The sequence below is a fragment of the Aeromonas sp. s3 genome, from assembly GCF_040907805.1.
Classification (GTDB): domain Bacteria; phylum Pseudomonadota; class Gammaproteobacteria; order Enterobacterales; family Aeromonadaceae; genus Aeromonas; species Aeromonas dhakensis.
Genome location: NZ_JBFOCQ010000028.1, coordinates 406729 through 429268, shown reverse-complemented (window position 1 = coordinate 429268; position 22540 = coordinate 406729). Strand labels below are relative to the sequence as shown.

The following is a 22540-nucleotide window of genomic DNA, read 5'->3' as shown; positions in this document are numbered from 1 at the left end:
ATTGGCCCAATAAAAAACCTCGCCTTGCGAGGTTTTTTATTGCCTGCGGCCTGCCGTCAGCCCCGCTCTGCCGCCTTGACCCAGAGCACTTCGGGCGTCGCGGTACAGGCCAGCAGGTAGCGGGCTATGGTGAAGAACCAGTCACTCAGCCGGTTCATGTAGGGCAGAATGGCCGGGTTGAGCTGCTCGCTGCGGCCCAAAGTCAGTAGCAGACGCTCGCAGCGCCGGGTCAGGGTGCGCACCACATGGGCTTGCGCCGCCGCCCGGGAGCCGCTGGGCAGAATGAAATTGCGCAGCAGCGGCAAATTGGCGCTATAGGAATCGATCTGTTGTTCCAGCCGCAGGGTCCACTCGTTATTCACCTGCCAGATGGCGGCCTCCTGAGCGTCACTGGAAAATGCCAGCTCCCCGCCAAGATCGAACAATTCCTGTTGCAGCAATAACAGGTCTGCCAATAACCCGGTTTCCGCTGCGGGCACCTCGGCAATAAGAAGACCTATATGAGAATTTAATTCATCGATATAGCCATAGGTTTCCACCCGCATATCGTCTTTGGCCAATTGCACACCATCGGCCAGCCGAGTCATGCCCTTGTCGCCCTGCCTCGTATATATCCTCATACCGACATCCTGTTAATAATGGGAACAATCATGGATTCAAGCCCGTTGAGCTTGATTTCATAGGCAAGCGCCAGCGTTTGACCAAGCGATCCGGCCGGGAAACCGGTACGGGCCAGCCACACCAGATAAGGCTCCGGAATATCGATGATGCGGCGCCCCCGATATTTGCCGTACGGCATCTTGTTGGCCAGCGACAGCAAGACCCGCTCGTCGGACAACCACTCCATTTCAATCGATATCCAGATATTTGTGGGTCTGGATGGAGAGTCGCCAATTGCGGGCAATGCAGGTTGCCATGGCCAGCTGGGTCGCCCTGGGTTTCTGGCTGATGGGTTGCAGTGCAATCACCACGTCGTCGCGCAGACGAGCGGTGGCCAGCAGCGCATCCAGCTCCTCCACGTGGCGCTCGGTGGCTACCGGATGCTTGATCTCGTTGGCGCGCTCAAGGGCCGAGACCAGCACCGGCAGGCCCCCCTTCATATTGATCTTGGGGGATACGGTGACCCAGGTCTGCTCATGGGTTTTGATCTCGCTGGTACCACTGGTTTCAATCTGCACCTGATAGCCTGCCGCAATGAGGGCGGTAGAGAGATCCTGCAGGTCATAGAGGCAGGGTTCGCCTCCGGTGATCACCACGTGACGCGCCTGATAGCCAAGTTGCTGGAAGCTGGCCAGGATCTGCGCCGTGCTCATCTTGCTCCAGCCATCGGATTCGTTGGAGCAATCGAGCACCGCCTGCACGCCCACTTCACGAGCAGGATCGACCACCCAGGTATGACGGGTATCGCACCAGGGGCATCCCACCGGGCAACCCTGCAGGCGAACGAAAATGGCGGGCAGGCCGGTGAAGACCCCCTCCCCCTGGATGGTCTGGAATATCTCGTTGATTGGGTAATGCATCTTGGTCACGGCTGGTTGCAAAAGTCGCGGATTATACCCCAAGCATGGCCGAGACGCAGGCTCAGCATCCGCTTTTCTCACCGAGCCCGGTTTTTTGGTGCAGACGCACCAGCACGCCCGCCTTGTCGGCCAGGTACTGCTGCAGGCCGCGGCTGCGCAGATCGCAGGCCGGACAGGCGCCGCAACCATCGCCGGCAATGCCGTTGTAGCAGGTGAGCGTCTGCTGGCGCACGGTGTCTAGGTGGCCGTAGTGGTCCGCCAGCGCCCAGGTCTCGGCCTTGTCGAGCCACATCAGCGGGGTCTCGAAGCGGATGGCGCGATCCAGCCCCAGGGAGACGGCCTGATTGAGCGCCTTGACGAACTCGTCGCGGCAATCGGGATAACCGGAGAAATCCGTCTCGCATACCCCGGTGATCACCGCCTCGGCGCCCACCTGATAGGCGTAGATGGCGGCCAGGGTCAAAAACAGGATGTTGCGGCCCGGCACGAAGGTATTGGGCAGGCCATTTTCCTGCAGCTCGAAGCTCACCGGGATCTCGTCCCGGGTCAGGGCCGAGATGGCAAGCTCCCCCAGCATGGTCACGTCCATCACCTTGTGGGCGGCGATGCCGAGCCGGTTGGCCAGACGGCGCGCCGTCTCGATCTCTTCACTATGGCGCTGGCCATAATCGAAGGTGATGGCGTGCACCTCGTCATAACGGGACAAGGCCTGGACCAGGCAGGTGGTGCTGTCCTGACCACCACTGAATACCACGACGGCTTTTTTCACGTATGTCACTCCTCTGGGCAGTTCAACTGCGTCGGCCCTGGGCAAAATCATGCCACTGCCGGTTCAAATGGGTAAAAAGGGTCATCAGCGGGGCGAAGCGATCGGGTGCGCCCTCCCACTGAGACAACAGATGGTAGCCCGCTTCCAGGGTCGAGAGCGCCTCTGGAAACGGCTTCTTGCGAATGGAGTACTGTCCCGCGACGGCATCCAGCCCAATTCGCGGCAACTGCTGCAACTCGGGGTTGCTGTGCAGCATCCGGTAAGCCTTGCGCCAGGTGCCATCGAGCAGCAGAAAACAGACTCGGCGAGCCGGCTCGGCCGTCTCCCGCTCTCGCACCTCGGCAAGGGTGATGGCCTCCTCATCCGGCCACAGCAGATAACACTGCAGCGCGGGATCGGCCAACAAAGCCGCCAGCTCGGGGACGTCGGCCACCTGTTCACCCACATGCAGATGGGCCTGCGCCAGCGAGGCGGCCAAGAGGACGGCAGTCCCCTTGGGATGACCCACCTCCCCCGGATGCTGCAGGATGTGCAGGGGCGCATGGGGTGAAATCGGCCGAATATAATCGCACAGACAGGCTTTGAGGGCTCTGGTGCAACGTGTACAGTATCGACTCTTGTTGTCGTCGGACTGTTTCATGTTGTCAGAAAAATCAGGATTGCTCTGGGTCATCACGCTTTCACTTGCCAGTTTGCTGCTTTTTTTCACCGTGCCGAATCACCAGCTTTCCTTCGATCGCACCCTGATAGCCCAGGGTGAAGGGTGGCGCATCATAACAGGCAATCTGGCCCACACCAATCTGTGGCACCTGCTGCTCAACCTGAGCGGGCTGTGCGTGCTCTACAGCCTGTTTCGCGAATACCTGACAGGCTGTCGCCTGCCGCTGCTGCTGCTGCAGCTGGGGAGCGCCGTCGGGCTCGGCATCTGGTGGTGGTGTCCGCAGACCCAGTGGTACATGGGGCTGTCGGGAGCGCTGCACGGCCTGTTCGTGTGGGGCGCGCTGCAGGATATCCGCTATCGCCGCCACTCCGGCTGGTTGATGCTGGCAGGGGTAGCGATCAAGCTTGGGGTGGATTTCTACAGTGCAGGGGAAAGTCCGGTGTCCGCCCTCATCGGGGCCAGGGTACACATTGAATCACATCTGATTGGCTCGGGCGCCGGCCTGTTGCTCGGCCTGCTGCCGGTCACCCTGCGCCCCCACGCCGTCAAGGAGTGAGCCTGCACCGGATACAATGCCGGCCCCATCGGGCCGGCATTCTATTTTTTATCAGCGACCCGCCAGCTCCGCGTTGATGCCGGCCAGCATGGCGGCAGGATCGGCCGCCTGGGTGATGGGGCGGCCAATCACCAGATAGTCGGCACCCGCCTCCACCGCCGCCAGTGGCGTCATGACCCGGCGCTGATCCCCGGCAGCCGAACCGGTGGGACGGATCCCCGGCGTCACCAGTTTGAACTCGTCACCGAACAGCGCCTTGAGCTCACGCGCTTCGTTGGCGGAGCAGACCACCCCGTCCAGCCCCGCGTCTTTGGTCAATTTGGCCAGCCGGATCACCTGCTCGGCCGGCGTCACATCAAGACCCAGCGGTGCCATGTCGGACTGCTCCATGCTGGTCAGCACGGTCACCCCGATAAGCAGCGGCGCCTTGTCACCATAAGGCAGTAGCGCCTCCTTGGCGGCCCGCATCATCCGCTCGCCACCGCTGGCGTGCACGTTCACCATCCAGACGCCGAGTTCGGCACTGGCGGCGACCGCCTTGGCGACGGTGTTGGGAATGTCGTGAAACTTCAGATCCAGAAAGACATCGAACCCCTTGGCAACCAGCTGACGCACGAACTGGGGGCCAAACAGGGTAAACATCTCCTTGCCTACCTTGAGACGGCACTGGGCCGGGGAGATACGTTCAATGAAGGCGAAGGCATCGGCCTCGTGCTGATAATCCAGCGCAACCAGTACTTTGGGATCTAGCATCTCACTTCCTATCGATGGTTATTCGCCGTCCGGAGCGAGTCCGGCCCGGCCTGAAAAAACCAGGCCGCAGGGGCCTGGTTGATGACATTGTTGTGGCTCTTACTCCCCGTCCAGACCGCGGATCGGCTTGATGGCTCCCCACTGGCGGCAGGAGGGGCACTGCCAGAACAGGGAGTGGGTGGCAAACCCGCACTGCCGGCACTTGTGGGTGGATTTGATCTTGATCTGCTCATCGACCAGCGCCTTGAGCATGGTCAGGCTCTCCTTGGCCTGCCCCTCTTCAGCACCACGCAACTGCAGTGCCATCAGGTGCTGGAAGCCGCGTAGCGACGGCGTGCGCCGCAGCTGGCGCAGCACCAGCTCGGAGGCTGCCTCGCGCCCGTTGTGGCGCTCCACATAATCGGCCAGCCGCAAGGTGACCGGGAAGCCGGCCCGCGCCTCCTGGGCCTGGCCGAGCAGCTCGGGGATACGCGCCTCCTCGCCGCACAGCTCCAGGCTCTCACACAGGGGTTCAAGCACTTCGCTCGCGAAATCGATGTCCTGGGTCAGCACCCGCTCAAACTCGCGGGCCGCCTGGCGGGGATCACCCTCCCCCTTGGCCAGCCAACCGAGGCCGAGCGAGGCGCGCACGCAGTTGCCGTCGGCAGTCAGGGCCTTGCGAAAACGCAGCTGGGCCTGCTTGCGATTCTCTTCGCGCAGGGCCATGTCGGCCAGCTCGCACTGGTAATGGGCGATGGTGGGGGCCAGCTTCTTGCCCTGGAATTTTTGCAGCCGCTCGCTCACCGCGATCGCCTTGTCCCAATCACGTAACTGCTGATAGATGAGCTGCAACTGGGCCAGCGCCGTCTCCTCATAGTCCCCGTCCTCGGTGAGCTCGAGCCACAGCTTCTCGGCCCGATCGAGCAGGCCGGCGGCGAGGAAGTCCCTCGCCAGCTCCTGCAGGGCGAGCTGACGCTGCTCCATGGTGAGCTGGCGGGTGATGAGGTTCTGGTGGATCTTGATGGCCCGGTCTACCTCACCCCGTTGACGGAACAGGTTGCCGAGAGAGAGGTGGGTTTCGATGGTCTCGCTGTCCACTTCCAGCAGCTGGATAAAGAGATCCACCGCCTTGTCGGATTCGTCGGACAGCAAATAATTGAGACCCGCCACGTACTGGCGGGAAAACTGGTTACTCTGTTTCTGGGTGTCCTGGCGAACACTCCTGCGCCCCATATACCAGCCGTAGCCGGCGGCAATGGGCAACAGCAGGAAAAGCAGTTCAAGCATCGAGGGACATTATTCCTTGGCAGCCGTTCGGGCCAGCTCCAATTCACGGGATTGACGGCGCATGGTGCGATTGAGGGTGCGATTTTGCATCTTGAGGCGCAAGAACAGCAGACCGAAAACCAGCCAGCCCAGCAGGAAGCCACCACCAAAGAAGAATCCCAGCAACATGGAGAGCGAGAACTCCCCTTGGGCAATCAGATAATTGAACTGCACCAGCTGGCCATTTTGCGAACCGATGGCCAGCGTCAGGATAAACACCAGCACCAGTGGAATGAGGGCCAAGATACGCTTCATAGGAGCTCCCTGTCAGTAGCTAATGAGAGGCTGATTATCCTTAAAATCACCGGCAGACTCTAGAGCGAATGGGAAAAGACTTGGCAAAACCGGACAATTGCCACAATAGAAACCGTAAAAACAAAAAAGGCATACCTAGGTATGCCATTTTCTGCATTATTCGATGATGTTCACGCGCTCGCGTAACTCTTTGCCGGGCTTGAAATGCGGAACATATTTCCCGGTCAATTCAACCTTGTCCCCGGTCTTGGGGTTGCGGCCCACACGGGGTGCACGATAGTGCAGTGAAAAACTTCCAAATCCGCGGATTTCAATCCGGTCGCCGTTTTGCAAAGTCGACGCCATCTGCTCAAGGATCTCCTTGATGGCGGCTTCGACATCTTTGGCCGGCATATGCATGCGGCTGGCAGCCAATTGTTCGATGAGATCTGATTTGGTCATAACGTTAAATCTCCTTCCCCGATCACATGCAATATTCATTACGCCAAGATAAAAAAGGGCGGCGTGACACGCCGCCCTTTTCTTGCATCAAGGATTATTCACCCTTGGCGGCTTTGAACGCTTCAGCCATGGCATTGCTGAACACAACTTCTTCTTGTTGGTTCAGGTTGTCGATGGCAACACGCTCGTCAGCCTCGTCCTTGGCACGGACAGACAGGCTCACGGTGCGGTTCTTGCGATCAACGCCCATGAATTTAGCTTCAACTTCGTCACCAACAGACAGCACCAGAGTGGCGTCTTCTACGCGGTCACGAGCAGCGTCGGAGGCACGCAGGTAGCCTTCTACGCCGTCAGCCAGTTCGATCACGGCACCCTTGGCATCAACCTCGGTAACCTTACCCTTCACAATAGCACCTTTCTTGTTGTCAGACAGGTACTTATTGAACGGGTCTTCTTCGATCTGCTTGACGCCCAGGGAGATGCGCTCACGCTCCGGGTCAACTTGCAGAACAACGGCTTCGATTTCGTCGCCTTTCTTGAATTCACGAACTGCTTCTTCACCCTGGTTGTTCCAGGAGATGTCAGACAGGTGAACCAGGCCGTCGATGCCGCCGTCCAGACCGATGAAGATACCGAAGTCAGTGATGGACTTGATCTTGCCGGAAACACGGTCGCCCTTGGCGTGGGTTTCGGCAAACAGCTGCCACGGGTTGGATTTGCACTGCTTCAGACCCAGGGAGATACGACGACGCTCTTCGTCGATGTCCAGAACCATCACGTCAACCACGTCGCCAACGTTAACAACCTTGGACGGGTGGATGTTCTTGTTGGTCCAATCCATCTCGGATACGTGTACCAGGCCTTCAACGCCTTCTTCGATTTCAACGAAGCAGCCGTAGTCGGTCAGGTTGGTCACGCGGCCAGACAGACGGGTGGTCTCCGGGTAGCGCTTGGCGATAGCAACCCAGGGATCTTCGCCCAGCTGCTTCAGACCCAGGGATACACGGGTACGCTCGCGGTCGAACTTCAGAACCTTGACTGCGATCTCGTCGCCAACGTTGACGATTTCGGAAGGATGCTTAACGCGCTTCCACGCCATGTCGGTGATGTGCAGCAGGCCGTCAACACCGCCCAGATCTACGAATGCACCGTAGTCGGTCAGGTTCTTGACGATACCCTTAACTTCTTGACCTTCTTGCAGGTTAGCCAGCAGGCTTTCGCGCTCGGAGGTGTTCTCGGTCTCGATCACGGCACGACGGGAAACAACAACGTTGTTGCGCTTCTGGTCCAGCTTGATGACTTTGAACTCGAGTTCTTTGTTTTCCAGGTGAGCGGTGTCACGGATCGGACGCACGTCAACCAGAGAACCCGGCAGGAAGGCACGGATGCCGTTCAGTTCAACGGTGAAACCACCCTTGACCTTGCCGTTGATGATACCGATAACGGTAGCTTGCTCTTCGTAAGCTTTTTCAAGCTGCAGCCAGGCTTCGTGGCGCTTGGCTTTTTCGCGGGACAGCTTGGTTTCGCCGAAACCATCTTCGATAGAGTCCAGAGCCACGTCAACGGAGTCGCCTACGTTGATTTCCAGCTCGCCCATGGCGTTCTTGAATTCTTCAGCCGGGATAGCGGACTCGGATTTCAGACCGGCGTCAACCAGTACGAAACCATTTTCGATAGCAACGACAGTACCCTTGACGATGGAACCTTGACGGGTTTCAACGGCGTTCAGGGACTCTTCAAAGAGTTGAGCAAAAGATTCGATCATTGTTTATGTCACAAATGAAACATCCACTTGTCATCCAGCACAAGCGGGGTTGTTTTAAATAATCTGCGCCATCCATGGTGCAGACGACCGGATGTCAGCTTGCGCTGGCATCGCCGAGTTGTTGCTCCGCATAGGCGAGCACCGTTGCCAGCACTTCGTCTATGGGCATGGCGGTTGAATCCACCACGAGAGCATCTTCTGCCGGTTTCAGGGGGGCAACGGCGCGATTTCTGTCGCGATCGTCACGTTCCCGAATCTCGGTTAAAAGACGCTCAAAGTTAACATCAAAGCCCTTATCTTGCAACTGCTTATAGCGGCGAGCCGCCCGTTCTTCGGCGCTGGCGTCGAGGAAAATCTTCACTTCCGCCTCGGGAAAAACCACGGTACCCATGTCGCGGCCGTCGGCGATGAGGCCGGGGGCCTGGCGAAAAGCGCGCTGACGGCGCAGCAGGGCTTCACGCACCCGCGGGAAGGCGGCAATCTTGCTCGCGGCATTGCCCACTTCCTCGGTACGAATGGTACGGGAAACATCCTCCCCTTCCAGCACGACCTTCACCTGCTCGGCATCGACCTGAAACTGCACGTCCAGATTGGCGGCCAGGGGAACCAGCGCGGCTTCGGAATCGAGCTCGACATCGTGATGCAAGGCCGCCAGGGCCAGCACCCGGTAGATGGCGCCGGAGTCGAGCAGGTGCCAACCCAGTTTTTCAGCCAGCAACTGGCACAAGGTGCCCTTGCCGGCACCACTTGGGCCATCAATTGTCATCACGGGGGCCATCTGCGGCATAACGTCTCTCCTGCACACTTGTTGCACACATCCCGGGAGGGATGGGGTAATGGGCGCCGATTATACCCAAATGTGCCGAGCCTGGCAGTCGCCAGCACACACAATTGCGCAAAACCGGTCGTAACTGTCCTCTTTGTGTACAACGGGGCAAGCCATTAAACAGTGCAAGGTTTTGTTCTTATGGTTGTTCCGGACAAGGCGCGCTAAACTGGCCGCCCTTTTTAAGCAGCTGTAGTAAGGAGCAACCTATGAGCAGCGTTACCCTCGTGGCCAAATCCAAGTTGCCAACCCCCTGGGGCACCTTCACGCTGGTCGGCTTTCAGGAAACCGGCACCGGCAAGGATCACGCCGCGCTGGTGATGGGCGATATCACGGGTGATGAGCCGGTGCTGGGCCGAATTCACTCCGAGTGCCTGACCGGCGATGCCCTGTTCAGTCTGCGTTGCGACTGCGGCTTCCAGCTGCAGGCTGCACTGGAAAACATCGCCAAGGCGGGCCGTGGCGTCTTGCTGTACGTGCGTCAGGAAGGACGCGGCATCGGCCTGCTCAACAAGATCCGGGCCTATCATCTGCAGGATCAGGGCGCCGACACCGTTGAAGCCAACGTGGCACTCGGCTTTGCCGCCGACATGCGCGACTACACCATCTGCGCCGACATGCTCAAGCAGCTGGAGGTGAAATCCCTCAAGCTGATGACCAACAACCCGCGCAAGATGAAGGCGATGGAATCCTTCGGCATTCCGGTGGCGGAGCGGGTGCCCCTGCAGGAAGGGCGCAATCCCCACAACGAGTTCTACCTCTCGACCAAGGCCAGCAAGCTGGATCACATGTTCAAGAAGTGATCCCGCCTCGCCGCTCGTTGCCATGAAAAACGCCTCCCATCGGGAGGCGTTTTTTGTTGCTCTCGTATCGCCGCGGCGCTAGCGGATGGGCAGCTCGATATCGGCAAACATGGCATCCACGTCATCGCTGGAGCGCAGGGCAATGGCACGCTCCACCACGTCCCGGGTCAGATGGGGGGCAAAGCGGGTCATGAAGTCATACATGTAGGTGCGCAGGAAGGAGCCCTTGCGAAAGCCGATCTTGGTGGTGCTGTGGGCAAACAGGTGGCTGGCATCGAGAGCCACCAGATCGGTATCGACCTGGGGATCCAGCGCCATGGTCGCCATCACGCCGATCCCCACCCCCAGCCGGACATAGGTCTTGATCACGTCGGCATCGGTGGCAGTGAAGACGATGTTGGGCTCGAAACCGGCCCGGTTGAAGGCAGTATCGAGCTCGGAGCGGCCGGTAAAGCCGAACACATAGGTCACCAGCGGGAAGCGGGCGATGTCGGCGATGGAGAGCTTGCCGACCTGGGTCAACGGGTGGCCCTTGGGCACGATCACGCTGCGGTTCCAGTGATAGCAGGGCAGCATGATGAGATCTTCGTACAGGTGCAGCGCCTCGGTGGCGATGGCAAAGTCCGCCTGTCCCTTGACCACGGCTTCGCTGATCTGGGTCGGCGTGCCCTGATGCATGTGCAGGGAGACCTTGGGAAAGCGCTTGATGAAGCCTTTTATCACGTCAGGCAGTGCATAACGGGCCTGGGTGTGGGTCGTCGCGATATGGAGCGTGCCCTGTTCGGGATGAGTGTGCTGACTCGCCACCGACTTGATGCTCTCCACCTTACCCAGGATCTCGTTGGCAATCTTGATCACGTCCCGTCCAGCCGGGGTGATCTGGGTCAGGTGTTTGCCGCTGCGCTCGAAAATCTGGATCCCCAGCTCATCTTCCAGCATGCGCACCTGCTTGCTGATCCCTGGCTGAGAGGTGTAGAGACTCTCTGCCGTTGCCGACACGTTCAGTCTGTGGTTGGCAACCTCAACGATATAACGCAATTGTTGGAGTTTCATGATGTTAGGCTCTAAAGGCGACTTGAACTAATACTAACAAACTTTTGCCTGATAGCCTTTCCTTCTTGGCCATTTATGGCTGTGCCTGCGCCAGCAGAAAATCCCGCAAGGCCCGGTTGGCCATGGAGAGCGGATCCCCCCGCCGCCACGCCACGCAGAGATCGAGAAAGATCGGGGGTGCGAACGGGATCCCGGTCAGGGCCGGCTCTTCGTCCAGCGCCATCCGCAAGAAGGTGGTCACCGCAAAGCCCTGCTTCACCACCGCCTTGAGCAGCGGGATGAGGTTGCTCTCAAAGGCGATGTCGGGCTCGCAGCCCAGTCCCTGAGCCAGCGCTTCCATGTGCTCGCGGTGATAGAAACCGCGGCGAAACATCGCCAGCTCCTGGCTGAAGAACTCGCTCAGCGACACACTCCTGGCCTGACGCAGCGGATGCTCTTCCCCCACCACCATCAGCATCTCTTCACGCAGCAGCTGGGCCCCTTCCAGCGCTGGCGGCAGATCGCTGGTGATGAGGATGGCGAGATCCAGCGAGCCGTCCACCATGCGGCTCAACAACTCGCGAGTGCCCGCCTCCTCCACCCGGATCTTGAGGCCGGGGTAGCGATGCTTGAAGGCCATCAGGATCGGCGGAAAGTAATAGGAGCCCATCATGTAGGGGATGCCGATGCGCACCTCACCGCGCTCCAGCCCCTTGAGCTCGGCCATCTCGGCCTCGGCCTGGTGCATCTGGCGCAGCAGGCGCTCGGCATGGCGGCAGAGCACCTCCCCTTCCGGGGTGAGCCGCACGTTGCGATCCTGACGGTCGAACAGACGCAGCTCGAGCTGCTGCTCCAGCTTGGCGATGGCCATGCTGATGGCGGGCTGCGCCACGTGCAGCCCGTTGGCCGCCTTGGTAAAGGAGCCGGCATCCCGCACCGCCAGCAGATAGGTGAGCTGTTTGAGATCCATATCAATTTGGTTTATCAGATGAATAACTTAAATATATTATATTTATGTTCTAACGCGCACTAACCTGCAGCAAAGCTGTCAGGACAATTGCATATGATCGAAATCGGTAGTCGTGAATGGATCCGCGCCACCCTGGCCCTCAGCCTGGGCTCCTTCCTGGTGTTTCTCAATCTCTATCAGACCCACCCCCTGCTGCCGCTGCTGGCAGAGGTATTTTCCGTCAGCTCGCTGTCGGCCGGCTGGACTCTGGCCGGCTGCACCGCAGGGCTCGCCGTCTCGCTGCTCGTCTGCGCCCGGCTGGCGGATCGCTTTGGCCGGCGCCGGATCATGTTGTGGAGCCTGGCCGGCGCCATCCTGATCTCCCTGCTCATCAGCCTGGTCAGCCAGTTTGAACAGCTGTTGCTGCTGCGGATCCTGCAGGGTGTGCTGCTGGCGGGGCTACCCGCCACAGCCATCGCCTACATGGGGGAAGAGTTCAGCAAGCGGGCCCTGCTCTCCGCCGTCGGTGTCTACATCGCCGCCAACTCGCTGGGTGGCATCGCCGGTCGAGTGGTCGGCGGCCTGCTGGCCGGCTGGTTTGGCGACTGGCAACACACCTTTCTCGGCATCGGCCTCATCAGCCTGGCGCTGCTGCCCCTCGTCATCTGGCTGCTGCCGGCCCAGACCCGCTTCGTGCCCGTCATCGCCAAGCCGGGCCAGTTTCGCCAGGCCATCACCAGCCACCTCGGCAATCCGCTGCTGGTGGGGGCCTACCTCATCGGCGGCCTCAACTTCATGGTGTTTCTGAACCAATTCAGCTACCTCACCTTCCTGCTGGCCAGCCCCCCCTTCTCCTTGCCGACCCAGTGGCTCGGTATGTTGTTTCTGACCTATCTGTCGGGGACGGTGGCCTCCTCCCTCAGCGGGCGCTGCGCCCATCGCTGGGGGGCACAGCGTCTGCTGCTGATCGGCATAGCCCTGATGGCGCTCGGCAGTGCCCTGCTGCTGTGCGGCTCGCTCGGGGCCATCCTGTCGGGTCTGCTCATCTCGAGTTTCGGCTTTTTCCTGGCCCACGCCTGTGCCAGCGCCTGGGTCGGCCAGCACGTGGAGCACAACCGGGCGCTCGCCTCATCGCTCTATCTGGTGGGTTACTATCTGGGGGCCAGTCTGGGGGGACTTTATCTGCACCCCTTCTGGGAGCAGGGAGGACTCGGGGGATTGGTGCTCGGCATCGAGCTGGTACTGGTGATCACGGCGGGATTGAGCCTCTGGCTCGGTCACTTGAAGGGACGCCCCGCCCGCCCCCGCATCTGTCATCCCTGACGCCATTCCTGATACCAGACGGGACCAGTCAAGCGGCCCCGTCTCATCAAGCCTGGTCGTAGTAGCCGGCAGGCACCGGCACCACGGCGCCGCTCGCCACCTCTTCTTCGATCACCTCGGCCAAGGTGCGCAGATGGAATTTGATCTGCCCAGAGGCCAGCATCACCGCCACATCGGGATTGCGTTCATCATTCAGGTTGCCGGTCTTGAAGGCCACCTCGGGATGGGCTGCCAGCAAGGCATCCAGCGAAGGCACCACCAGCTCGATATGTTCCAGCCCGGCCTGATGGCTGCGACCGGGTTTGGGCGCCGCCAGCTCGATGCAGGGCACGCTGCCGTGGGCATGGGGCACTGGTTGATGCAGGCGGTAGGTGGCGATGGGCCGTCCGCCGATCATCCCCTCCACCAGCAGGTCGCCATGGGTTGCCAGCATCCCCTTCAGGGTCTGGTACTCCACCAGGGTGGCGGCCCGATAGCAGAGGTGGTCGACCTCGATGGCGGCGGGATGGATGGCAAGTGCGTCCAGCTCGGTCAACAGCTGGCAAACAAATGGGGCCATCGGCCCCAGTGTGGTATCGAGTGGATGTGACATGATCACCATTTCTTCTTGGGTTGGAACAAGACGTCCAGTTCGTCCGCCTCTTTGTCCTTGATGTTTTGCAGCTCTTTTTCGCTGTGCTCCTGCAGATGGGCGTCGAGGCCGGCCAGCCCCTGGCGCATGTCCTCTTCCCGCGCCATCAGGTAGGGATCTTTATCCGCGACGCTGGCCAGGGCGGAGAGCCCCTTGGTGTAGAGCTGCCGACAGGTGCCGTATTGCCCCTGGATCTGGGCATCCATGGCCCGCTTCACCAGGTTGGCGATGTTGACCTTGAGCTGCATCAGCTCGAGGCGGCGATCCTCCTGGGCAAAGCCCTGCGGATCTATCTTGCCCTTGTTGTGCTCGACCCGCAGCACGGCCCGCATCTTCTTGACCAGCTGCAACATCTGGATGGCCTGACGATCCGATTCGGGGGTCTTGAAATGCCCCTCATCCTGGCTGCTGTAGTTCTCCTGCACGTTCTTGATCTGGGTCTGCACGTCGACAATGCGCTGCTTGATCTGGGCATTGGGCATCACCAGAGCGATGGCGCGATAGGCATCGAGGATCCTGTGCTGCAACAGCAGCACTATGTTCTTGGAGAAGGGCACCAGGTTGACGTTGAGCAGCATCTCTTCGGTTTCATCCACCACCGACTTGTAGCGGGCGATGGCGTGACGCTTGTCGGCCTCTGCCTTCTGCTTATATTGCTGCATCACGTTATAGGCGATGACCAGAAACAGGAGTGCGCCAATAGACAGCAATACCAAGGTTAAAATCATAGGAAGTCCAAACTCCTGTCCCAATTCAATTGCGTGATCCTACAACAGCTTACCTAGTTAAGGTAGTCCGCACCGCAAGGCTTGCCCCCGATTTATGCCGCAAGGTGGCCGTAAAAACGGGGGAAAACCGGGATCACGCGGCGCTGGCGACACCGCCATTACCCCTTAGTATCGCCCATCGGGCTCATTACTTGAGGCTGAAGCCCCGGGATCGCAGGAAATCCTGCATGAAGGGCCGCGCCTCCTTGCCAAGAATGCCCCGGATCTGGCCGCTCCAGCTCTGCTGCTTGTTGTTGCTGCTGCGGGACTGGTAATAAGCCTCGATCTGCCGGTCATAGCTGGCAAGCAGCTCCCGATCCAGTTCGGCCTGATAGCGGTTTTCATGCACAACCAGAGCGCGGGGCAAGCGGGGTTTTTGCTCAGGCGCCTGAGCAGGATGGCCGAGACAGAGGCCGAACAGCGGGATCACCTGATGCGGCAAACCCACCGCCTCGCTCACCGCTGCCGGGTTGTTGCGGATCCCGCCGATGTAGACACCGCCAAGCCCCATGGATTGGGCTGCCAGCAGGGCATTCTGGGCCATCAGGGCACCGTCGATGGCGCCGATCAGCAGCTGCTCGACAAAGCCGGTCTGGGCATCCGGTACCACCTCGCAGTGGCGATGATAATCGGCGCAAAAGAGCAGGAACTCGGCCGCCTGGGCCACATAGGCCTGATGCCCCGCCAGTTCGGCAAGCTGGCTGCGCAGGGCCTTGTCGGTCACCCGAATGATGCTGTTGGCCTGCAGAAAGCTGGAGCTGGAGGCGGCCTGGGCCGCACTCAGGATCTGATCGAGCTGGGCTTCACTGATGGGCTCGGCGGTAAATTGACGAATGGAGCGATGGGCAAGAATAAGGTCGAGAGTCGGGTTCATGTTGCCTCCATATGAAGAAGCCCACACTCTACCCAAAAACAGCGGGGGGCCCAAGGCCCCCCGCGCTCGCGTCACAGCACGACCGGCTAACCGGCCAGCGGATAGTTGCCCGCCTTGCAGCTGACCACGAAGCCGCTCTCTTCCACCTGCGCCACCGACATCGGCTTGCTGAACAAGAATCCCTGAAACACGTGGCAGCCCTGGGTGCGCAGGGCGGCCAGTTCGTGTTCGTCCTCCACCCCTTCGGCCATGATGCCAAGGCCCAGGCTGGTGGCCATGGCGACGGTGGCCCGGATCACCGGCAGGTTGAGCCCCACCACGAAGGAGCGATCCAGCTTGATGGTGTCGATGGGAAGCCGGTTGAGGTAGGCCAGCGACGAGTAGCCGGTACCGAAATCGTCGATGGCAATCTTGATCCCTTGCTCGCTCAGGCCATCGAGGATCTCGATGCACCCCTTCATGTCCAGCATCAATACCGTCTCGGTCAACTCCAGCGTGAGCAGGCCGGCATCCACGCCAAACTCTTTGAGCTGCTGGGCCACCAGCTCCGGCAGGGAGGACGAGAGCTGAAAGCCGGAGAGATTGACCGACACCGGCACGCTCACCCGCCACTCCTTCTGCCAGTGGGCCATCTGGGCCAGTGCCGTCGACAGCACCCAGCCACCTATCTCGCGAATGAGCCCCATCTCTTCCGCCAGCGGGATGAACTCCACCGGCGAGACATGGCCCAATACGGGATTATGCCAGCGCAGCAGCGCCTCGTACCCGAGCAACCTGCCTTTTGCCACATCCACCTGGGGCTGGTAGCAGAGGCTGAGCTCCCCCCGCCCGATGGCCTTGGCTAGGAACTGCTTCAGGGTCAGCTTGCGATGCAGGGTCTGCTGCATGCTGGGGGTGAAACGCTGCCAGCGCAGTCGCCCCATCTGCTTGGCCTGATACATGGCCATGTCGGCGCGGGTGATGAGGTTGTCGCCGTCGTCCGCATCATCCGGATAGATGGCGATGCCGATGCTGCCGCCGATAGTCACCTCGGGCACTCCGCTCAGCTGCAACGGCTTGGTCATCTGGGAGAGCATGAGATCGGCCACCTCCTGCGCCCGATCGCTGGAGTGGCTGAGCGGCACCAGCGCGGTAAATTCGTCGCCACCGAGCCGGGCCAGCTCCACGTCCCGCGGACAGATCTGCTTGAGCCGGCCGGCGACGCGCTCCAGCAGCCGGTCACCGGCCTTGTGGCCGTAGTTGTCGTTGACCAGCTTGAAGTTGTCCAGGTCCATGAACACCAGGGCGAAGCGCCCGCCCAGCCCGCAGTAGGCTTCCAGCGATTTCATCAGCCCATAACGGTTGAGCAGTCCGGTCAGCGAGTCGTGCCAGGCCAGGTGGCGATGTTCCAGCTCCTCCAGCTTGCGGTCGGTGATGTCACGCATGGTGAGCAGGATCTGGGCCCCCTGCTGGATGTGACGAAACTGGTACTGAAACCAGCGCATCCCCTTGAGGGTGCGGCACTCCCCCTCGGCCACCACTTCATCGAGCCGGGAGAGCTTCTGATAGAAGGCGTCGTCATTGCCGGAGAAGAGCTGGGAGAGGTGATGTACCTCATCACCGAAACACATCTCGAAGTGGTGATTGCCGCTCTCGAGCCGGCCCAGGTTGTCAAACAGGCAAGCCAGGGTATCGCCAGTGGCGAGGGAGGACTCCTGATAGAGGGTGTCGGCATCGATGACCGCCTCGGTCATCATCATCAGCCGCCCCGCCAGCTGGATGCCGGAGAGGCGCAGATAAACCTGTTTCTTGACCCCTTTTGGGGAGAGGGTCCACCACTCGCTGTAGCTGCGCCCCTGCTGAAAGTCCCCGAGGTAGCGCTGCAACAGCAGATCGATGGCCTGTGCCATGTCGGCCGAGAAATCGCGCGACTGCAGTTCGTCCAGCGAGCTCGCTTCCCACACGTTCAAGGCGGCGCGATTGGCCCAATAGATATGGTGATGCCGGATGTCATACACCCAGATTGGGGTATGCAACACATCCATCCCGTTCAATAACCGTTCGTCTAGCGTATTCATCTAATATGGTGATTCATGGTATGTGATCACAGGGAAACCCAGCGGCGGAGAGCCCTCCCGGGCAACCGATGCTGGTACAAAATCGGATCCAGCCCATAATGGAAACAAGCATGCGCAAGGGGCTGACTTCATATGAAAACGCTACATGTGAAACCCATGGTCAGGAAAAACGGACTCACGTTGGTATTGTTGGGCATCATAGTAAGCATTGCTATGATTTTTATACTTTTTTTACTCGGTGAACAACCACTAATCCCCCCAGTCTCCGGCCTGTTGGCGGGTCTGATGATGATCTTTATCGGCTCATTGAAGCTGGTCGAGCCCCATTTCAGCCTGTCGCTCTGTCACGATTGTCTGCAATATCACCACAAATACGGCGGTTGGATCCTGAAATGGAGAAATATTCAGCGAATCGACCAGCCACGCATTCATCTGGGCTGGGATCTGGTCCCCCTGCCCTACATAGGTTTGAAGATCAAAGATTACGACGATTTTTTGACATTGATCACACCCAGATTGGCAGTGCGCCTGCTGACCGAGCAGCGTGGCGTCCTGTTGCAGGCACTGCGCAGTGAGCAACCCGAATGCATCGGCGGGGGCTGCGGCGACCCCTTTCAGGGGGAAGGCTTGCTGGAAGAGAGTCACTTTCGCTCCCCCTCCGGTCAACGCTATGAGGGGGTGATCGCCATGCTGGCCAACCGCATGACCCGACTGCGCGATCTGCTCGGCTACGATCTGCTGGTGCCGGACAACAGCCTGGACCGGGATCCGGCCGAATTTGTCCGGCTTTTGCACCAGTATCAGCGGGAGTCGAATCTAATCCAGATCAATTAAACGCCGGATTGAGCTTGCCAAGGCTGGCCGCACTTCTTAAGGTCACTGCCTTGTTACACCCAGAACACCGCTTATGAAGTACATCGAAGAGTTCTATCTGTTCGTCAAGGTGGTACAAGAGGGAGGCTTCTCCCACGCGGCCGCTGCACTGGGCATGCCCACCGGCACCATCAGTCGACGTATTTCTCAGCTGGAAGAGCAGCTCGGCTGCTCCTTGCTACACAGATCCACCCGCAAACTCCGCCTGACCGATGAAGGACTGCGCTACTACGAGCGCCTGTGCACCCCGCTCGGTGAAATCGAGCAGGCCACTGGCGAGATCCAGGGCAAAGAGGCCGACCTCAACGGCGTGATCCGCCTGGCAGCCCCCATCGCCCTCTCCAACACCATCCTGGTCGACATGCTGGCGGACTTTGGCCTGCGCTACCCCGAGGTGCAGTTCGACATCACCCAGACCAACGATCATCAACACCTGTTCGACAACGATAGGGATCTGGTGTTTTTCAACGGCGAGCTCCCCCAGTCTCTGCCCAATGCGCTCTGCCTCGGTCACATCGAATACGGCCTGTTTGCCTCCCCCCTCTATCTGGAGAAGATGGGCACCCCCGCCCATCCGGGCCAGCTGGAGGAGCATGCGCTCATCTACTGCTGGCCCCATCAGCACTGGCAACTGACCGACCGGGAGGAGCAGACGGTGCAGATCAAGCGGGCCGCCAGGCTCACCGTCAACCAGACCCAGGCCGCCGTTCGCGCGGCCAGACGGCACCTGGGGATCGTCAACGCCCCGCTCCACTACGTACACCCCTTCCTGCAGGATGAGCAGCTGGTCGCGGTGCTGCCCGACTGGAAAACCGGCAACCGCCCCTTCTACATGTTGCGTTGCCAGCCTCAGTTTGCCCCGTTGCGTGTTAAGATGTTCGCTGATTTTGTTGAAAAATATTCAGCGCGCTACCGGAGCCTGCAGTGGGACAACCAATTTTCACCGGCGACCAGCCTGTCTCATTGCATCTGACCGTTGGCGGGCCACACTTATAGCAATCCTCGTTGACCAGGCCGGCCTAACACTATGAATGTATTGATATGTGATGACTCAGGATTCGCCCGTAAACAGCTGGCCCGCGCCCTCCCCGCCGACTGGGACGTGACGCTCCACTACGCCGCCAACGGGCTGGAAGGGATAGAGCAGGTCCTGATGGGGCATGGGGATCTGATCTTTCTGGATCTGACCATGCCGGAGATGGACGGCTACGGCGTACTGGAGACCCTCAAGCGCGAAGGGCTGCGCAACAAGGTGATCGTGGTCTCCGGCGACATCCAGCCGGAAGCCTATCAGCGGGTGATGGGGCTGGGGGCGCTCGACTTCATCAAGAAACCGGCCGCCCCGGAGACCCTCAGCGCCCTGTTGAAGCAGCATGATCTGTGGCAGGCCAAGGGCAGCGCCGTACCGGAAGCCGCCAGCCCCGCAGCTCAGGCGCAGGTCGATGCCGGCAGCGTCGATACCGGCATCAAGATCAGCCCCGAAGTGCGCGATGCCTATCAGGAGCTCGCCAATGTCTCCATGGGTCAGGCCGCCGACCTGCTGGCCCGCCTGCTCAACGCCTTCGTGGTGCTGCCCATCCCCAACGTCAACGTGCTGGAGGTATCCGAACTGCACATGGCCCTCTCGGCCGCCGCCGACTCGGACACCCTCTCCGCCGTCTGCCAGGGCTTCATCGGCGCGGGCATCGCCGGCGAGGCGCTGATCCTGTTTCACGACTCCAGCTTCAAGGATCTGGCCCGGCTGATGAACCATCAGGGCACGCTGGATCGCAACGCCGAGCTGGAGCTCTTGATGGACACCGCCAACGTGCTGATCGGCGCCTTCCTGCGCGGCTACGCCAGCCAGCTCGATACCCCCTTCAGTCAGGGTCACCCCGTGGTGCTCGGCCAGCACAGACCCATCAACGAGCTCATCAACACTAACAAGAGTCGCTGGCGCCGCACGCTGGCCATCGAGATCAACTACCGGGTCCAGGATTATGCGGTGCAGTGCGATCTGCTGCTGCTGTTTACCGAAGATTCCATCGCCACCATGAACAACAAAATCATGCACATGCTCTAGGAGTGACCATGGAAATCCGTGAATTTCATTGGCTGATGAACATAGTCCAGAACCTGGACGTGGGGCTGGTCGTGCTCGACAAGGAGTACAGGGTGCAGGTGTGGAACGGCTTCATGGAGAGCCACAGCGGCCGGCTGGCCGGTGAGGTGCGCGATGGCGTGCTGTTCGACCTCTTCCCCGACGTGGATCGCGCCTGGTTCGAACGCAAAGCCAACATGGTGTTCAAGCTCAACAACCGCGCCTTCAGCACCTGGGAGCAGAAACCCTATCTGCTGCGCTTCTCCAACTACCGCCCCATCACGGGCTCAGCGCCCCACATGTTCCAGAACCTGACCCTGGTGCCGCTGGCCGACTTCGGCGGTCAGGTAACCCACATCGCCGTGATGATCTACGACGCCACCGACGAGGCCATGCTGATGAGCGGCCAGCGCCAGGCATGAAGACACTTTGCAGCACAATGAAAACAGGGCGCCTTGGCGCCCTGTTTTGTGGTGAGGCGCTCAGCGGGCCCCGAGGTACTCGGTGAAGGCGTCGATCACCTCGTCGATGTCGTCATCGGTGATCTGCAGATGGGTCACCAGCCGCATCTCGCCGTAACCGGAGAAGAGGATCCCCCGCTCCTTCATGAAGGCAAGCAGGGGGCCGCTCTGCTCTTTTGCCAGCTGCAGGAAGACCATGTTGGTCTGCACCTGGGCCAGGTCCAGGGTGATGCCGGGCAAGGCAGCCAACCCCTCGGCCAGACGTCTGGCCCGGCGGTGATCGTCCGCCAGGCGGGTGACGTGCTGTTCGAGGGCAAACAGACCAGCCTGGGCCAGGATCCCCGCCTGTCGCATGCCGCCCCCCAGCATCTTGCGCAGCCGTCTGGCGCGGGCGATGAAGGCGCGAGAGCCCACCAGCAGCGACCCCACCGGTGCCCCCAGCCCCTTGGAGAGGCAGATGGAGATGCTGTCAAAGGGAGCGGCCAGTTCGTGTACCCCGTGACCGCTCGCCACGGCGGCGTTGAACAGACGCGCCCCGTCCAGATGCAGCTGTAGCCCACGTTCGTCAACAAACTCGCGCATCGCCTGCAGGTAGTGAAGTGGCAGCACCTTGCCATTGTGGGTGTTTTCGAGGCAGACCAGCCGGGTCTGCACAAAATGGGCATCGTCAGGGGCGATAGCCGCGGCCACATCGGCCACCGCCAGCGAACCGTCAGCCTGCATGGGCACCGCCTGCAGTGCGACCGAGCCCAGCACGGCGCTCCCCTGGGCTTCATAACGATAGATGTGGGCCCCTTGACCCACGATGGCCCCCTCCCCGCGCTGACAATGGCTCATCACCGCCAGCAGGTTGGACATGGTGCCGGAGGGAACAAACAGCGCGGCCTCCTTGCCCAGCAGCTCGGCCCCGCGGGCCTCCAGTGCATTGACGCCGGGATCTTCCCCGTAGACATCATCCCCCACCTCGGCATGCAGCATGCTCTGGCGCATGGCATCCGTGGGCTGGGTGACCGTATCACTTCGTAAATCGATATAGCGCATGACATCCCTCCTGAAGCTGGAGCATGACGTTAGCCAGCCATGGCTGGCTTGGCAAGCGGGCCGTTTCCGGAATGTGAAGCCGGTGACGGCTTACCAGGGCAGCGGCTGGCCCTGCAGGTCGAGGAAGCTGCCGGACTGGGCCGGCGACAGCTGGTTGAGAAGATCAAGCAGACGCGGCGCCACCAGCGCCGGATCCTGCAGGGTCTCGGTCGCCAGCTCATGCAGGAAGGGTTGATTCATGGGGGTATCCATCAGCCCGGGATGGACGGTGATCACCCCGGCGGTGGGAAAACGTTCGCGCCACTCGTGGGCCAGCGTTTTCGCCCCCATGTTGAGCGCCGCCTTGCTCATCCGGTAGCTGTAACGGCTGCCCGTCTCGTTGGCGCCGAGGCTGCCGGCCAGATCGGAGAGAGTGCAGAGCCAGAGCTGGGTGTCCGGCGTCATGCGCCGGCTCAGGCAGGCGGCCAGAGCCAGATGCGGCCAGGCATTGGCCAGCAGGCTGTCGCACAGCCACCTGGGGTTGACCTCCTCCACTCGCCGCTCCGGCATGAAGTTGATGTCGTGCAGCAGACCTATGGTATTGATCACCACGCTCGGCAACGCAGTCGTGTCATAGAGGGTGAACAGGGCATCGAAGGAGAGTGCGTCCACCTCCTGCAACGGAAAATAACAGGCGGGATCCACCCCTTTTGGCAGTTGCCGGCCAGCCAGCACCAGCTCCTCGCCGCGAGCGGACAACTCATGTGCCAGTGCCGTGCCCAAGCCGCCGCTGCCCAAGATCAGATAGCCCATCGCCCT

The 22540-nt window shown here is 60.6% G+C and carries 26 protein-coding genes; 7 read left to right on the top strand and 19 right to left on the bottom strand.

Going from position 1 to position 22540, the window contains the following annotated elements; translation table 11 throughout:
* Positions 1–56: 56 nt before the first annotated feature.
* The 5 genes from AB5Y98_RS17050 to AB5Y98_RS17030 all read right to left on the bottom strand — a co-directional run bounded on the left by AB5Y98_RS17050 (position 57) and on the right by AB5Y98_RS17030 (position 2998).
* Positions 57–620 (bottom strand): cob(I)yrinic acid a,c-diamide adenosyltransferase, encoded by a 564-nt coding sequence (locus tag AB5Y98_RS17050; protein WP_216989286.1) that lies wholly within the window; start codon positions 618–620, stop codon positions 57–59.
* Positions 617–847, bottom strand: a complete 231-nt coding sequence (locus AB5Y98_RS17045) for a DUF3820 family protein (protein WP_005299948.1) — start codon at positions 845–847, stop codon at positions 617–619. Before AB5Y98_RS17045 ends, AB5Y98_RS17050 begins: the two co-directional genes overlap by 4 nt.
* Position 848: 1 nt before the next feature.
* Positions 849–1520 (bottom strand): 7-carboxy-7-deazaguanine synthase QueE, encoded by a 672-nt coding sequence (queE, locus tag AB5Y98_RS17040; protein ID WP_010634247.1) that lies wholly within the window; start codon positions 1518–1520, stop codon positions 849–851.
* Between the two features lie 61 nt (positions 1521–1581).
* A complete protein-coding gene (gene queC, locus AB5Y98_RS17035) occupies positions 1582–2289 on the bottom strand; it encodes a 7-cyano-7-deazaguanine synthase QueC (protein WP_065018539.1) in 708 nt (235 codons plus the stop codon).
* Positions 2290–2311: 22 nt separating this feature from the next.
* On the bottom strand, positions 2312–2998 hold the full coding sequence (locus AB5Y98_RS17030; protein ID WP_368232312.1) for a tRNA-uridine aminocarboxypropyltransferase: 687 nt from the start codon (positions 2996–2998) through the stop codon (positions 2312–2314).
* On the opposite strand from AB5Y98_RS17030, the gene rrtA reads away from it, so the two are divergent.
* Entirely contained in the window at positions 2928–3506 is a 579-nt protein-coding gene (gene rrtA / locus AB5Y98_RS17025; RefSeq protein ID WP_268009147.1) for a rhombosortase, read from the top strand. The two genes, AB5Y98_RS17030 and rrtA, sit on opposite strands and share 71 nt — an antisense overlap.
* Positions 3507–3557: 51 nt before the next feature.
* Here the strand turns inward: rrtA and pyrF are convergent, their stop codons facing one another.
* The 6 genes from pyrF to cmk form a co-directional block, all read right to left on the bottom strand.
* Complete coding sequence (gene pyrF / locus AB5Y98_RS17020; RefSeq protein WP_267999566.1) at positions 3558–4259, bottom strand: orotidine-5'-phosphate decarboxylase; 702 nt, start codon at positions 4257–4259, stop codon at positions 3558–3560.
* A gap of 99 nt (positions 4260–4358) precedes the next feature.
* Entirely contained in the window at positions 4359–5525 is a 1167-nt protein-coding gene (gene lapB / locus AB5Y98_RS17015) for a lipopolysaccharide assembly protein LapB (protein ID WP_123245985.1), read from the bottom strand.
* 9 nt (positions 5526–5534) lie between these two features.
* Positions 5535–5819: a LapA family protein gene (locus tag AB5Y98_RS17010; protein ID WP_005299936.1), complete on the bottom strand. Its 285-nt coding sequence runs from the start codon at positions 5817–5819 to the stop codon at positions 5535–5537.
* Positions 5820–5975: 156 nt separating this feature from the next.
* Positions 5976–6260 (bottom strand): integration host factor subunit beta, encoded by a 285-nt coding sequence (ihfB, locus tag AB5Y98_RS17005; RefSeq protein ID WP_005299934.1) that lies wholly within the window; start codon positions 6258–6260, stop codon positions 5976–5978.
* A 94-nt stretch (positions 6261–6354) separates the two neighbouring features.
* The gene (rpsA, locus tag AB5Y98_RS17000) at positions 6355–8025 is read right to left on the bottom strand and encodes a 30S ribosomal protein S1 (protein ID WP_005299919.1); all 1671 of its coding nucleotides are present in this window, start codon (positions 8023–8025) and stop codon (positions 6355–6357) included.
* A gap of 94 nt (positions 8026–8119) precedes the next feature.
* Positions 8120–8812 (bottom strand): (d)CMP kinase, encoded by a 693-nt coding sequence (cmk, locus tag AB5Y98_RS16995; RefSeq protein WP_368232311.1) that lies wholly within the window; start codon positions 8810–8812, stop codon positions 8120–8122.
* Between the two features lie 248 nt (positions 8813–9060).
* Here cmk and ribA point away from each other — a divergent pair, with 248 nt between their 5' ends.
* The gene (gene ribA / locus AB5Y98_RS16990) at positions 9061–9654 is read left to right on the top strand and encodes a GTP cyclohydrolase II (protein WP_005299914.1); all 594 of its coding nucleotides are present in this window, start codon (positions 9061–9063) and stop codon (positions 9652–9654) included.
* A gap of 78 nt (positions 9655–9732) precedes the next feature.
* On the opposite strand, the gene cysB is transcribed toward ribA, so the two are convergent.
* Together cysB and AB5Y98_RS16980 are read right to left on the bottom strand one after the other, a co-directional pair.
* Positions 9733–10707 carry an HTH-type transcriptional regulator CysB gene (gene cysB / locus AB5Y98_RS16985; RefSeq protein ID WP_010634254.1) on the bottom strand — a complete coding sequence of 325 codons (975 nt, stop codon included), beginning with the start codon at positions 10705–10707 and terminating at the stop codon, positions 9733–9735.
* A gap of 73 nt (positions 10708–10780) precedes the next feature.
* Positions 10781–11656: a LysR family transcriptional regulator gene (locus AB5Y98_RS16980; RefSeq protein ID WP_010634255.1), complete on the bottom strand. Its 876-nt coding sequence runs from the start codon at positions 11654–11656 to the stop codon at positions 10781–10783.
* A gap of 93 nt (positions 11657–11749) precedes the next feature.
* Here AB5Y98_RS16980 and AB5Y98_RS16975 point away from each other — a divergent pair, with 93 nt between their 5' ends.
* Positions 11750–12958 carry an MFS transporter gene (locus AB5Y98_RS16975; RefSeq protein WP_123245984.1) on the top strand — a complete coding sequence of 403 codons (1209 nt, stop codon included), beginning with the start codon at positions 11750–11752 and terminating at the stop codon, positions 12956–12958.
* Positions 12959–13004: 46 nt separating this feature from the next.
* On the opposite strand, the gene AB5Y98_RS16970 is transcribed toward AB5Y98_RS16975, so the two are convergent.
* The 4 genes from AB5Y98_RS16970 to AB5Y98_RS16955 all read right to left on the bottom strand — a co-directional run bounded on the left by AB5Y98_RS16970 (position 13005) and on the right by AB5Y98_RS16955 (position 17254).
* Positions 13005–13559: a VOC family protein gene (locus AB5Y98_RS16970; RefSeq protein ID WP_164464949.1), complete on the bottom strand. Its 555-nt coding sequence runs from the start codon at positions 13557–13559 to the stop codon at positions 13005–13007.
* On the bottom strand, positions 13553–14317 hold the full coding sequence (locus tag AB5Y98_RS16965; RefSeq protein ID WP_005299895.1) for a hypothetical protein: 765 nt from the start codon (positions 14315–14317) through the stop codon (positions 13553–13555). The genes AB5Y98_RS16970 and AB5Y98_RS16965 overlap by 7 nt, the downstream gene beginning before the upstream one ends.
* Before the next feature lie 187 nt (positions 14318–14504).
* On the bottom strand, positions 14505–15230 hold the full coding sequence (nfsA, locus tag AB5Y98_RS16960) for an oxygen-insensitive NADPH nitroreductase (RefSeq protein WP_005299892.1): 726 nt from the start codon (positions 15228–15230) through the stop codon (positions 14505–14507).
* Positions 15231–15316: 86 nt separating this feature from the next.
* Complete coding sequence (locus AB5Y98_RS16955; RefSeq protein WP_010634259.1) at positions 15317–17254, bottom strand: bifunctional diguanylate cyclase/phosphodiesterase; 1938 nt, start codon at positions 17252–17254, stop codon at positions 15317–15319.
* Between the two features lie 165 nt (positions 17255–17419).
* Here AB5Y98_RS16955 and AB5Y98_RS16950 point away from each other — a divergent pair, with 165 nt between their 5' ends.
* The 4 genes from AB5Y98_RS16950 (at position 17420) to AB5Y98_RS16935 (ending at position 20662) form a co-directional block, all read left to right on the top strand.
* Positions 17420–18121, top strand: a complete 702-nt coding sequence (locus tag AB5Y98_RS16950; protein ID WP_005299887.1) for a DUF2982 domain-containing protein — start codon at positions 17420–17422, stop codon at positions 18119–18121.
* 73 nt (positions 18122–18194) lie between these two features.
* Entirely contained in the window at positions 18195–19133 is a 939-nt protein-coding gene (locus tag AB5Y98_RS16945) for a LysR family transcriptional regulator (RefSeq protein WP_017787271.1), read from the top strand.
* 54 nt (positions 19134–19187) lie between these two features.
* Positions 19188–20222 (top strand): response regulator, encoded by a 1035-nt coding sequence (locus AB5Y98_RS16940; RefSeq protein ID WP_139432469.1) that lies wholly within the window; start codon positions 19188–19190, stop codon positions 20220–20222.
* 8 nt (positions 20223–20230) lie between these two features.
* On the top strand, positions 20231–20662 hold the full coding sequence (locus AB5Y98_RS16935; protein WP_005299876.1) for a PAS domain-containing protein: 432 nt from the start codon (positions 20231–20233) through the stop codon (positions 20660–20662).
* 60 nt (positions 20663–20722) lie between these two features.
* Here the strand turns inward: AB5Y98_RS16935 and ltaE are convergent, their stop codons facing one another.
* Entirely contained in the window at positions 20723–21742 is a 1020-nt protein-coding gene (gene ltaE, locus AB5Y98_RS16930; protein WP_123245982.1) for a low-specificity L-threonine aldolase, read from the bottom strand.
* A 90-nt stretch (positions 21743–21832) separates the two neighbouring features.
* A complete protein-coding gene (locus tag AB5Y98_RS16925; protein ID WP_024943461.1) occupies positions 21833–22534 on the bottom strand; it encodes a short-chain dehydrogenase in 702 nt (233 codons plus the stop codon).
* Positions 22535–22540: the final 6 nt, after the last annotated feature.

Coding starts and splice junctions, on each gene's coding strand:
- AB5Y98_RS16935 (WP_005299876.1), top strand. CDS start 20,231: ATGGAAATCCGTGAATTTCATTGGCTGATGAACATAGTCCAGAACCTG.
- cmk (WP_368232311.1), bottom strand. CDS start 8,812: ATGCCGCAGATGGCCCCCGTGATGACAATTGATGGCCCAAGTGGTGCC.
- AB5Y98_RS17050 (WP_216989286.1), bottom strand. CDS start 620: ATGAGGATATATACGAGGCAGGGCGACAAGGGCATGACTCGGCTGGCC.
- lapB (WP_123245985.1), bottom strand. CDS start 5,525: ATGCTTGAACTGCTTTTCCTGCTGTTGCCCATTGCCGCCGGCTACGGC.
- AB5Y98_RS16980 (WP_010634255.1), bottom strand. CDS start 11,656: ATGGATCTCAAACAGCTCACCTATCTGCTGGCGGTGCGGGATGCCGGC.
- AB5Y98_RS16940 (WP_139432469.1), top strand. CDS start 19,188: ATGAATGTATTGATATGTGATGACTCAGGATTCGCCCGTAAACAGCTG.
- rpsA (WP_005299919.1), bottom strand. CDS start 8,025: ATGATCGAATCTTTTGCTCAACTCTTTGAAGAGTCCCTGAACGCCGTT.
- AB5Y98_RS16925 (WP_024943461.1), bottom strand. CDS start 22,534: ATGGGCTATCTGATCTTGGGCAGCGGCGGCTTGGGCACGGCACTGGCA.
- cysB (WP_010634254.1), bottom strand. CDS start 10,707: ATGAAACTCCAACAATTGCGTTATATCGTTGAGGTTGCCAACCACAGA.
- AB5Y98_RS16945 (WP_017787271.1), top strand. CDS start 18,195: ATGAAGTACATCGAAGAGTTCTATCTGTTCGTCAAGGTGGTACAAGAG.
- AB5Y98_RS16970 (WP_164464949.1), bottom strand. CDS start 13,559: ATGGTGATCATGTCACATCCACTCGATACCACACTGGGGCCGATGGCC.
- ribA (WP_005299914.1), top strand. CDS start 9,061: ATGAGCAGCGTTACCCTCGTGGCCAAATCCAAGTTGCCAACCCCCTGG.
- rrtA (WP_268009147.1), top strand. CDS start 2,928: ATGTTGTCAGAAAAATCAGGATTGCTCTGGGTCATCACGCTTTCACTT.
- pyrF (WP_267999566.1), bottom strand. CDS start 4,259: ATGCTAGATCCCAAAGTACTGGTTGCGCTGGATTATCAGCACGAGGCC.
- AB5Y98_RS16975 (WP_123245984.1), top strand. CDS start 11,750: ATGATCGAAATCGGTAGTCGTGAATGGATCCGCGCCACCCTGGCCCTC.
- ihfB (WP_005299934.1), bottom strand. CDS start 6,260: ATGACCAAATCAGATCTCATCGAACAATTGGCTGCCAGCCGCATGCAT.
- AB5Y98_RS17045 (WP_005299948.1), bottom strand. CDS start 847: ATGGAGTGGTTGTCCGACGAGCGGGTCTTGCTGTCGCTGGCCAACAAG.
- AB5Y98_RS16965 (WP_005299895.1), bottom strand. CDS start 14,317: ATGATTTTAACCTTGGTATTGCTGTCTATTGGCGCACTCCTGTTTCTG.
- queE (WP_010634247.1), bottom strand. CDS start 1,520: ATGCATTACCCAATCAACGAGATATTCCAGACCATCCAGGGGGAGGGG.
- ltaE (WP_123245982.1), bottom strand. CDS start 21,742: ATGCGCTATATCGATTTACGAAGTGATACGGTCACCCAGCCCACGGAT.
- AB5Y98_RS16950 (WP_005299887.1), top strand. CDS start 17,420: ATGAAAACGCTACATGTGAAACCCATGGTCAGGAAAAACGGACTCACG.
- AB5Y98_RS16955 (WP_010634259.1), bottom strand. CDS start 17,254: ATGGATGTGTTGCATACCCCAATCTGGGTGTATGACATCCGGCATCAC.
- AB5Y98_RS17010 (WP_005299936.1), bottom strand. CDS start 5,819: ATGAAGCGTATCTTGGCCCTCATTCCACTGGTGCTGGTGTTTATCCTG.
- nfsA (WP_005299892.1), bottom strand. CDS start 15,230: ATGAACCCGACTCTCGACCTTATTCTTGCCCATCGCTCCATTCGTCAA.